We start from the raw sequence: 7,272 nt of genomic DNA, 5'->3' as shown, positions 1-7,272 counted from the left end.
GACCGGTCCCGCGCCGGGTGGCCCGCGCTTCGGTCCAAGCGCGGCGGCGGGTGGGTGGCGGGCCGTCGGCCGGCTGGCCACGCCGGCGGCAGCGGCGGTACGCGCGTCCGGCCCGACCGTGCTGCTGCCGCTGGCCGCCGTGGTGGCGGTGCTCGGCGCGGACCTGTCCGGGCTGAGCAAGGCCGAGGTGGAGCGGATCTGGCTGCCGTTCATCGTCTGGCTGCTGGTGGCCACCGCCCGCCTGCCGGCCGGGTCGCGGCGCTGGTGGCTGGCGGCGCAGGCGGTCACCGCACTGGCCGTCAACCACCTGGTCTGGACGGTGTCCTAACCGGCGAGCGCGGCCGGTTCGCGCAGCGGGTCGGTGGCGAAGCCGGCCACCCCCTCGGCGAAGCCGACCCGGGCGGTGTAGCCGAGCAGCTCGACGGCGCGGCGCGGGTCGGCCACCACGTGCCGCACGTCGGCCGTCCGGGCGCCGCCGACGACCCGCGGCGCCGGTCCACCCATCGCGTCGGCCAGGGTGGCCGCCAGCTCCCCGACGGTGTGCGGTTCGCCCGAGCAGACGTTCACCGGCACGAGCGTGGCCGGCGGCGCGGTGGTGGTCAGGGCCAGCAGGTTGGCCCGCGCCACGTCGGTGACGTGCACGAAGTCGCGCCGCTGCCGGCCGTCCTCGAGCACGCAAGGGGCCTCGCCCGCTGCCAGCGCCGACCGGAAGATCGACGCCACCCCGGCGTACGGAGTGTCGCGGGGCATCCGGGGACCGTAGACGTTGTGGTAGCGCAACGCCCACACCGTCCCGCCGGTCTGCCGGGCCCACGCCGCCGCCAGGTGCTCCTGGGCGAGCTTGCTCGCCGCGTACGTGCTGCGGGGCTCCAGCGGGGCGTCCTCGGGCACCAGGACCGGGTCGAGGGCGAGGCCGCAGTGTGGACAGGTCGGGTCGTACCGGCCGGCCGCCACGTCCTCCGTGCGGCGGGGTGCGGGGCGCACCGTGCCATGGCCGGGGCAGGTGTAGCGCCCCTCGCCGTAGACCACCATCGAGCTGGCCAGCACCAGCCGGCCGATCCCGGAGCGGTGCAGCGCCGCCAACAGCACCGCCGTGCCGTAGTCGTTGTGTGTGACGTAGTCGGGGGCGTCGGACGGGTCCAGGCCGTGCCCGACCATCGCCGCCTGGTGACAGACCGCGTCCACCCCCATCAGCAGCCGGTCCAGCAGCGGGCCGTCGCGGACGTCGCCGCGGACCACGTCGTGCCGGCGGGACCAGGCGGGCAGCTCCCCGCCGTGCGCCTGCGGCAGCAGCGCGTCCAGCGCCACCACCTCGTGCCCCTGCTCGACCAGCAGATCCGCGACCTGCGACCCGATGAACCCGGCCGCGCCGGTGACGAGTACCCGCATAGCCGGTCACGGTAGGGCCCCCGGGTGCCCGGCGGGCCGGTTCGGGTGACCCGTAAGGAGTTCGCAACAGCTCGGCGGCGCGGATGGCCCGGTAAGCGTTCGGTAATGCGGCAAACCCGGCCGAGCCGTACCGGCGCGGTCTAGCCTGCCCGCAGTGCGCCCGCCACCGGCCGACGGCGGCCGGGCAACCGCCCGCGGGCGGCGCGCGAGGCGAGAAAGGTGGAGCGGTGTCCCCCAGCAGACCCGGACCGAGCGGCGGCGGACCCGGCGCGCCGGGCGCCAGCGGTGACCCCCGCGCGCCGGACGCGGGCGGCTACGGCGCGCCGCGCCGGTTCTGGCGGGCCCTGGACCGGCGCCGGCCGCCCGGCGTGGCCACGCTCGACCGGAGCTGGCGCAGCCCGCTGCGTGGCCCCTGGCTCACCGCCGTCCACGGGTCGGTGCTGCTGGTCGCGCTACCCCTGGTGATCGTCACCGGGCTGCTCGACTACGCCGCCTACGGCCCGCGGTTCGGCCAGGCCTTCCCGCACGACGTCGGCTGGCTGCGGCTGCCGGTCTTCGACTGGCCGACCCGGCCGGCCTGGCTGTTCCGGGTGACCCAGGGCCTGCACGTCACGCTCGGGATCGTGCTCATCCCGGTGGTGCTGGGCAAGCTCTGGTCGGTGATCCCGAAGCTGTTCGACTGGCCGCCCGCCCGCTCGCTGGCCCAGGTGCTGGAACGGCTCACCCTGCTCCTGCTGGTCGGGGGGATCCTGTTCCAGACCGCCACCGGCCTGCTCAACATCCAGTACGCGTACCTGTTCGGTTTCGACTTCTACACCGCGCACTACTTCGGCGGTTGGGTCTTCCTCGGCGCGTTCGTGGCGCACGTGGTGCTCAAGCTGCCCCGGTTGGGGACCGCGCTGCGGTCCCGCCCGTTCGGCGCGGAGCTGCGTACCCCGGTCGCCGGGACCCGTCCCGAGCCGCCCGACCCGGACGACCTGGTCGCCGCGCGGCCCGCGCCGGCCACGGTCAGCCGGCGCGGCGCGGTCGGCCTGGTCGGCGGCGCCACGCTGCTGCTGGCGGCGCTGACCGTCGGGCAGACCCTGGACGGCCCGCTACGCCGCACCGCGCTGCTGCTGCCGCGCGGGCGCGACAACGGCCCCGGGCCGAACGGCTTCCCGGTCAACCGCACCGTCGCCGCCGCCGGGGTACGCCCCGAGGAGACCGGCCCCGGCTGGCGGCTGACCCTGCGCGCCGGTGGACGGACGGTGACCCTGGACCGCCCCGCGCTGCTGGCCATGGCGCAGCACACCGCCGCGCTGCCGATCGCCTGCGTGGAGGGCTGGTCGACCCGACAGACCTGGACCGGGGTACGGCTGCGCGACCTGGCCGCCCTGGTGGGGGTCGACAGCCTGGCCGCGGCCCGGGTGTCCTCACTGGAGAAGGCCGGGCTGTTCCGGACGGCGGTGCTCGCACCCAACCAGGTCCTCGACCCGGACTCCCTGCTCGCGCTGCGGGTCAACGGTGTCGACCTCTCCCCCGACCACGGCTTCCCGGCGCGGGTCATCGTGCCGGCCCTGCCCGGTGTGCACTGCACCAAGTGGGTCAGCGACATCGACTTCCAGGGTCGGGCCGATGGGTGAGCCGACCGCCCGCCTCCGCACCACCTACGGGGCCGGCCCCCGGCACCTGATCGTGGTGACCGCCGCCATCGTGCTCGCCGGCTGGGTGGCGCTGCGACTGGCCGGGGAGGCGACGGCCGGCCGGATGCTGCTCTGGTTCGTCGGCGCCGTCATCGCCCACGACCTGGTGCTCTTTCCGGTGTACGCGGCCGCCGACCGCGTGCTGCGGGCGCTGGTGCGCGATCGCATCACGCTCCTCAATCACCTGCGGGTGCCGGCGCTCGCCAGCGCCCTGCTGTTCCTGGTCTTCGCCCCCGGCATCCTGCGGCTGGGCGAAACCACCCACCTCGCCGCCACCGGCCAGGACCAGCACCCCTACCTGACCCGCTGGCTCCAACTCACCGCCGCCCTGTTCCTCCTCAGCGCCCTCACCTACGCCCTCCGCGCCCTCGCCCGGCGGCGTCAGGTTTCGGGGCAGCGGTCGGAGAGGGCGTAGCGGAGGAGCACCACGTCGCCGATCTGGCGGGCCTCGGCCAGGCGGGCGCGGCGGCCGGGGTGCCAGGGGAACCGGCCCTCGCCGACGAACCGGGGCGCCCGGCCGTCACCGACGAAGAACGGGGCGACCACCAGGTGCAGCTCGTCGGCGAGGCCGGCGGTGAGGAACTGGGCGTGCACCGTCCCGCCACCCTCCACCATCAGCCGCCGCACGCCCCGGGCGGCCAGGTCGGCCAGGATCCACGCGGGGTCGACCGGCTCGCCCGCGTCCACCACCGTGGCCACCCGATCGAGGCGTTCCCGGGTCTTCTCCAGCACGCCGGCGGCACAGTAGACGAGCCGGGGCGGGTCGCCGGCGGTGAAGAACCGGGCGGTCGGGTCTAGGTCGCCCCGGGCGGTCAGGGTGACCTTCGTGGGCGTGGGGGGCTGGCCGCACGCCACCCGCTCGGCCCGGCGTCGGGCCGAGCGCACCAGCAGCCGGGGGTCGTCACGGCGGACCGTGCCGGCGCCGACCAGGATCGCGTCGCAGCTGGCGCGGACCGCGTCGACCCGGTCCAGGTCGTCCGCGTTGGACAGCAGCAGCCGCTGGTCGGAGGCGTCGTCGATGTATCCGTCGATCGAGGTGGCGCAGCTCAGCAGCACGTACGGCCGCGCCAGCTCCGGTCGGCAGCTCACCGTGCGACGGGCCGGTCGGGGACACGCTCGGCCGCCGCCTCGGTCTCCGCCTCCGCCGCCTCCGTCTCGGCCGCCTTCGCCGCCTTCGCCGCGAGGTAGTCGGCGTTGGCCGGGGACAGGTAGATGCCGGTGGGGACCCTCTCGGCGACCGCGACGCCCATCCGGGTCAACTGCTCGGCCTTGTCGGGATTGTTGCTGAGCAGGCGGATCCGGGGCACGCCCAGCGTGGCGAGCATCTGCGCGGCGACGCTGTAGTCCCGCTCGTCCTCGCCCCGGCCCAGCGCGACGTTGGCCTGAAAGGTGTCCAACCCGGCGTCCTGGAGCGCGTACGCGTCGAGCTTCGCGTACAGGCCGATGCCGCGGCCCTCCTGGCGCAGGTAGAGCAGGAAACCACCGGTCTCGGCGATCCGCTGCACCGCCTCGCGCAACTGCGGCCCGCAGTCGCAGCGCTGGCTGCCGAACACGTCGCCGGTCAGGCACTCGCTGTGCGGGCGGACCAGCGGCGGCTCCCCGCCGGCGGCGAGCCGGTCCAGCGCGCCGGCCCAGTCGCCGACGCCGAGGGCGAGGTGTTCCCGCCCGTCCACCAGGCCCTTGAAGGTGAACACCCGCACGGTCGTGGCGTAGCCGTCGGGAAAGGCCAGCGGCACCGTGACCTGCGTACGGACCGTGGCTACCGGCAGTTCTTCGGGCATGGGACTCCTTTGTCCAGCGCCACCGACGCGCGGCGACGCATACCGTCTCACCACCAGCTCAACAGCCGCCACCGGAGGCGGCTTCCCGAGCGGGGGCGGGAATCCGGGCCCGCCGGGCCAGCAGCACGGCGGCGCCCGGCAGGCTGGCCGCCAGCACGAGTGCACCGTAGACGGTCGCGGTGGCGACACCCTCGGCGGCGCTGAGCCCGGCCGCGCCGAACGCCCACGCGGCGACTCCCTCGCGCGGGCCGAAGCCGGCGATGTTCAGCGGCAGGCCCATGGCCAGCAGGGCGAGCAGCGTCAGCGGCAGCAGCCGGGACAGCGGGGCGTCCGAGCCCGCGGTCCGCGCCGCCACCAGGAAGGTGGCCAGGTGACCGGCGACCATCACGGCGGAGGCGACCAGCACGCCGAACCACGTCCGCCGGGCCAGCAGCCCGGACCGGACGTCCGTCACGGCGGTGCGCAGCGCGCGCGCCCACCGCGACCGGCCGGTCCGCGGCAGGACCCGCGCCAGCAGCACGGCGGCCAGCCCACCCGCGACCAGCAGTGCGGCGGCGGCCGGCAGGTACGGCCGCACCGGGGACGGGAAGGCGGTGAGCACCACCAGCGCGACGCCCACCAGGACCACCTGGCCGGCGGTACGCTCCCAGACCACCGCGCGGATGCCCCGGCTGACGTCGCCGGCGTCCCGGCCGTGGCGCACCGCCCGGTGCACGTCGCCGAGCACGCCGCCGGGCAGGGTGGCGTTGAGGAACACCGCCCGGTAGCAGTGCGCCACCGCGGTCGCCAGCGGCAGCCGCACGCCCAGGCCGCCAGCGACCAGGCTCCACCGCCAGGCCGCGCAGACCGTGGTGAGCACGCCGATGAGCAGCGCCGCGGCCAGCGCCGGCGCGTCGATCAGTCGTACCCCGGCCAGGAACGGTCCTCCGCCCACCTGCCACAGCAGGGCGGCGAGCAGTCCCAGCCCGCCGAACACTCGCGCCCAGGCCCAGAACATCGACGTCGGCCTCCCTGAAGATCGTCCACTTGCCCTAGTGCACGTATCGCGGGCGCTGGTAGTTCATCCGCCGGCAAGGAGGTCCCGGTGCTCGACCAGCACGGTGAGCCGGCCGGCCGCGGCATCGGCCAGCCGGCGCTCGGCGTACGCCCGGGCCGGGCCGGCCAGGTCCGGGCGCTGCTCGCAGGCCGCGCCCAGCCAGCCCTGCAACCACTCGGCGGTCAGGTCGGCCTGCTCCGGGCCGAGCAGCCACGGGCTGGGCCGCTCACGGACCGGGACGCCCCGCCGGGCGAACGCGGCGGCGGTGGCGGCGACGGCGTCCGGGCCGAGCAGCCGCCGGCCGTCGACGGTACGCCGCTGATGGTCGTTGAACGCGGCCTCGATCGCCGCGTCCAGCGGGTCGGCCGGGGTGAGCCGCACCCGTCCGGTGACCGAGAGCGCGAACAGGGTCGGGCGGCCGGCGTCCGCGCAGGCCGCCACCACCCGCTCAATCTCCTCGGCCGTCAGCATGTCCAGCAACGCGGACGCGGTGACCAGGGCGCCGTCGGCCAGGTCGGCGGCGGTCAGTCGGGTCAGGTCGCCGCACCGGGTGCTGACCGTGACGGGTGCGCCGTCGGCGGCGGTGACCCCGGCCATGCCCTCGGCGGCCCGGGCCAACAGGTCGGCGTCCCGGTCGTGCAGGACCCAGTGCTGCGGGCCGGGCAGCCGGGCCGCCAGCCAGCGGCTCATCGAGCCGGTGCCGCTGCCCAGGTCGTGGACCAGGGTCGGCGTCTCGCCGGTCAGCCGGGGACGGACCACGTCCACCAGGTCCTCGGCGCGGGCCGCCGCGTCGGCGGGCTCGCGCAGCCGCAGCCAGTCGGCGAACGGCAGGGTCTCGGCGGTCATGCCGCCACCTCCTCGAGCACGGCGGCCAGCAGCGCGGTCGTCACCGGCCAGTCGGTCAGGGTGTCCCGCCGGTGGAGGGCGGCGCGCCGCAGCCGGGCGCGCAGGGCGTCGTCGCCCAGCCAGCGGGCCAGCGCGCCGGCCAGCGCCGCCGGGTCGTCCGGCGGGACCAGCAACCCGGGCCGCTCACCGTCGGGGGCGTGACCGAGCGCCTCCGGCAGACCGCCCACCTCGGTGCCGAGCACCGGCAGGCCGCGGGCCAACGCCTCGGTGACCACCATGCCGTACGTCTCGCCCCGCGACGGCAGCACCAGCAGGTCGGCGGCGGCGTACGCGTTGTCGAGGGCCGCGCCGGTCAGCGGGCCGGCCAGCCGGACCCGCTCGGTGAGGCCGGCGCCCGCCAGCCGCTCGCGCAGCCGGCGCACCAGCTCCGGTTCCCGGGCCAGTGTGCCGGCGCAGACCAGCGTCCAGGGCATACCGGCGAGCGTGGACAGCGCGTCGACCAGCACGTCGTGTCCCTTGTGCCGGGTGACCGCCGCGA

At 76.3% G+C, this 7,272-nt stretch carries 8 protein-coding genes and 1 pseudogene; 3 read left to right on the top strand and 6 right to left on the bottom strand.

The window, feature by feature from the left end:
- A pseudogene (locus DKT68_RS01460) lies at nt 1-328 on the top strand (hypothetical protein); the annotation flags it as partial.
- Here the strand turns inward: DKT68_RS01460 and DKT68_RS01455 are convergent.
- Nucleotides 325-1,389, bottom strand: coding sequence for an NAD-dependent epimerase/dehydratase family protein (locus DKT68_RS01455; RefSeq protein WP_109815631.1), 1,065 nt, complete (start codon nt 1,387-1,389; stop codon nt 325-327). The pseudogene DKT68_RS01460 and the gene DKT68_RS01455 sit on opposite strands and share 4 nt — an antisense overlap.
- Nucleotides 1,390-1,616: 227 nt before the next feature.
- Here DKT68_RS01455 and DKT68_RS01450 point away from each other — a divergent pair, with 227 nt between their 5' ends.
- Both DKT68_RS01450 and DKT68_RS01445 read left to right on the top strand, forming a co-directional pair.
- Nucleotides 1,617-3,011, top strand: a complete 1,395-nt coding sequence (locus DKT68_RS01450) for a molybdopterin-dependent oxidoreductase (RefSeq protein WP_109815630.1) — start codon at nt 1,617-1,619, stop codon at nt 3,009-3,011.
- Nucleotides 3,004-3,486 (top strand): hypothetical protein, encoded by a 483-nt coding sequence (locus tag DKT68_RS01445; RefSeq protein WP_201748851.1) that lies wholly within the window; start codon nt 3,004-3,006, stop codon nt 3,484-3,486. Before DKT68_RS01450 ends, DKT68_RS01445 begins: the two co-directional genes overlap by 8 nt.
- On the opposite strand, the gene DKT68_RS01440 is transcribed toward DKT68_RS01445, so the two are convergent.
- The 5 genes from DKT68_RS01440 to DKT68_RS01420 all read right to left on the bottom strand — a co-directional run.
- Nucleotides 3,453-4,160 (bottom strand): RibD family protein, encoded by a 708-nt coding sequence (locus tag DKT68_RS01440; RefSeq protein WP_201748850.1) that lies wholly within the window; start codon nt 4,158-4,160, stop codon nt 3,453-3,455. The two genes, DKT68_RS01445 and DKT68_RS01440, sit on opposite strands and share 34 nt — an antisense overlap.
- Nucleotides 4,157-4,852 (bottom strand): GTP cyclohydrolase II, encoded by a 696-nt coding sequence (locus DKT68_RS01435; RefSeq protein ID WP_109815629.1) that lies wholly within the window; start codon nt 4,850-4,852, stop codon nt 4,157-4,159. Before DKT68_RS01435 ends, DKT68_RS01440 begins: the two co-directional genes overlap by 4 nt.
- 58 nt (nt 4,853-4,910) lie before the next feature.
- The gene (locus DKT68_RS01430) at nt 4,911-5,849 is read right to left on the bottom strand and encodes a lysylphosphatidylglycerol synthase domain-containing protein (protein WP_109815628.1); all 939 of its coding nucleotides are present in this window, start codon (nt 5,847-5,849) and stop codon (nt 4,911-4,913) included.
- Between the two features lie 63 nt (nt 5,850-5,912).
- On the bottom strand, nt 5,913-6,734 hold the full coding sequence (locus DKT68_RS01425) for a class I SAM-dependent methyltransferase (protein ID WP_109815627.1): 822 nt from the start codon (nt 6,732-6,734) through the stop codon (nt 5,913-5,915).
- A partial coding sequence (locus tag DKT68_RS01420) for a glycosyltransferase family 4 protein (RefSeq protein ID WP_146218259.1) occupies nt 6,731-7,272 on the bottom strand: 542 nt, incomplete at its 5' end. The genes DKT68_RS01425 and DKT68_RS01420, both read right to left, overlap by 4 nt.

Origin of the sequence: Micromonospora acroterricola (genome assembly GCF_003172955.1) — a bacterium.
Classification (GTDB): domain Bacteria; phylum Actinomycetota; class Actinomycetes; order Mycobacteriales; family Micromonosporaceae; genus Micromonospora; species Micromonospora acroterricola.
The sequence above is the reverse complement of the archived record's forward strand: the minus strand, read 5'-3'. Positions and strand labels throughout refer to the sequence as shown.